This window comes from Exiguobacterium sp. s194 (assembly GCF_018618275.1).
Lineage (GTDB): Bacteria > Bacillota > Bacilli > Exiguobacteriales > Exiguobacteriaceae > Exiguobacterium > Exiguobacterium chiriqhucha.
Map to the genome: position 1 here is coordinate 1 of NZ_JACSLT010000023.1, position 2,631 is coordinate 2,631.

The 2,631-nt window shown below is 55.0% G+C and carries 1 rRNA gene; it reads left to right on the plus strand.

The features are described 5' to 3' along the window. Positions 1 to 2,625 (plus strand): 23S ribosomal RNA (locus KNP85_RS15590); the annotation flags it as partial. Between the last annotated feature and the right edge of the window lie 6 nt (positions 2,626 to 2,631).

Here is a 2,631-nt window from a genome sequence, read left to right on the forward strand (position 1 = left end):
TCCTGGGGTTGTAGGACACTCTATACGGAGTTACAAAGGGATAGGATAGGTGAACGACCTGGAAAGGTCGGCCAGAGAAGGTGACGGCCCTGTAGCCGAAATCGTATCCCCTCCAGAGTGGATCCTGAGTACGGCGGGACACGTGAAACCCCGTCGGAATCCGGGAGGACCATCTCCCAAGGCTAAATACTTCCTAGTGACCGATAGTGAACCAGTACCGTGAGGGAAAGGTGAAAAGCACCCCGGAAGGGGAGTGAAACAGATCCTGAAACCGTATGCCTACAAGTAGTCAGAGCCCGTTAACGGGTGATGGCGTGCCTTTTGTAGAATGAACCGGCGAGTTACGATGGCGGGCGAGGTTAAGCCGATGAGGCGGAGCCGCAGCGAAAGCGAGTCTGAATAGGGCGCATCAGTCCGTCGTCGTAGACCCGAAACCAGGTGATCTACCCATGTCCAGGATGAAGGTCAGGTAACACTGACTGGAGGTCCGAACCCACGCACGTTGAAAAGTGCGGGGATGAGGTGTGGGTAGCGGTGAAATGCCAATCGAACCTGGAGATAGCTGGTTCTCCCCGAAATAGCTTTAGGGCTAGCCTCGAGGTGTAGAGTTCCGGAGGTAGAGCACTGATTGGACTAGGGGCCCCCACAGGGTTACCGAATTCAGTCAAACTCCGAATGCCGGCAACTTGTACTCGGGAGTCAGACTGCGAGTGATAAGATCCGTAGTCGAAAGGGAAACAGCCCAGACCATCAGCTAAGGTCCCAAAGTGTATGTTAAGTGGAAAAGGATGTGGCGTTGCACAGACAACTAGGATGTTGGCTTAGAAGCAGCCACCATTCAAAGAGTGCGTAATAGCTCACTAGTCGAGTGACGCCGCGCCGAAAATGTAACGGGGCTAAACATACCACCGAAGCTATGGATCCCGTAAGGGATGGTAGGGGAGCGTTCCAAGCAGCAGTGAAGCGGTATCGTGAGGAGCCGTGGAGCGCTTGGAAGTGAGAATGCCGGTGTGAGTAGCGAAAAGAGGGGTGAGAATCCCCTCCGTCGAAAGCCCAAGGTTTCCTGAGGAAGGCTCGTCCGCTCAGGGTTAGTCTGGACCTAAGCCGAGGCCGAAAGGCGTAGGCGATGGACAACAGGTTGATATTCCTGTACCGCCGTACCACCGTTTGAACGATGGGGGGACGCAGAAGGATAAGGTAACCGTGCGACTGGAAGTGCACGGACAAGCAGCGAGGCCGTCGGGTTGGCAAATCCGCCCGGCACACAAGGTTGAGCTGTGACGTGGAGCCCGTAGGGCGAAGTACCGGATTTCACGCTGCCAAGAAAAGCCTCTAGTAAGGAGGTCGGCGCCAGTACCGTAAACCGACACAGGTAGGCGAGATGAGAATTCTAAGACGCGCGGGATAACTCTCGTTAAGGAACTCGGCAAAATGGTCCCGTAACTTCGGGAGAAGGGACGCTTATGGCAACATAAGCCGCAGTGAATAGGCCCAAACGACTGTTTAGCAAAAACACAGGTCTCTGCTAAATCGCAAGATGAAGTATAGGGGCTGACGCCTGCCCGGTGCTGGAAGGTTAAGGGGATGTGTCATCGCAAGAGAAGCACTGAACCGAAGCCCCAGTAAACGGCGGCCGTAACTATAACGGTCCTAAGGTAGCGAAATTCCTTGTCGGGTAAGTTCCGACCCGCACGAAAGGCGTAACGATTTGGGCACTGTCTCAACGAGAGACCCGGTGAAATCATAGTACCTGTGAAGATGCAGGTTACCCGCGACAGGACGGAAAGACCCCATGGAGCTTTACTACAGCCTGATATTGAGGCTTTGTACGCGATGTACAGGATAGGTGGGAGTTTGTGAAGCCGGAGCGCCAGCTTCGGTGGAGACACCCTTGGGATACCACCCTTTGCGTATAGAGTCTCTAACTCGCAGCCGTGATCCGGCTGGAGGACCGTGTCAGGTGGGTAGTTTGACTGGGGCGGTCGCCTCCTAAACAGTAACGGAGGCGCCCAAAGGTTCCCTCAGAATGGTTGGAAATCATTCGAAGAGTGCAAAGGCAGAAGGGAGCTTGACTGCGAGACCTACAAGTCGAGCAGGGACGAAAGTCGGGCTTAGTGATCCGGTGGTTCCGCATGGAAGGGCCATCGCTCAACGGATAAAAGCTACCCTGGGGATAACAGGCTGATCTCCCCCAAGAGTCCACATCGACGGGGAGGTTTGGCACCTCGATGTCGGCTCATCGCATCCTGGGGCTGGAGTAGGTCCCAAGGGTTGGGCTGTTCGCCCATTAAAGCGGTACGCGAGCTGGGTTCAGAACGTCGTGAGACAGTTCGGTCCCTATCCGTCGTGGGCGCAGGAAATTTGAGGAGAGCTGTCCTTAGTACGAGAGGACCGGGATGGACGCACCGCTGGTGTACCAGTTGTTCCGCCAGGAGCATCGCTGGGTAGCTACGTGCGGACGGGATAAGTGCTGAAAGCATCTAAGCATGAAGCCCCCTCCGAGATGAGATTTCCCTTTGAGCAATCAAGAAAGACCCCTCAGAGACGATGAGGTAGATAGGTCATGGGTGGAAGCACGGCGACGTGTGGAGCTGAATGATACTAATCGGTCGAGGCTTTGATCTAGTCTAA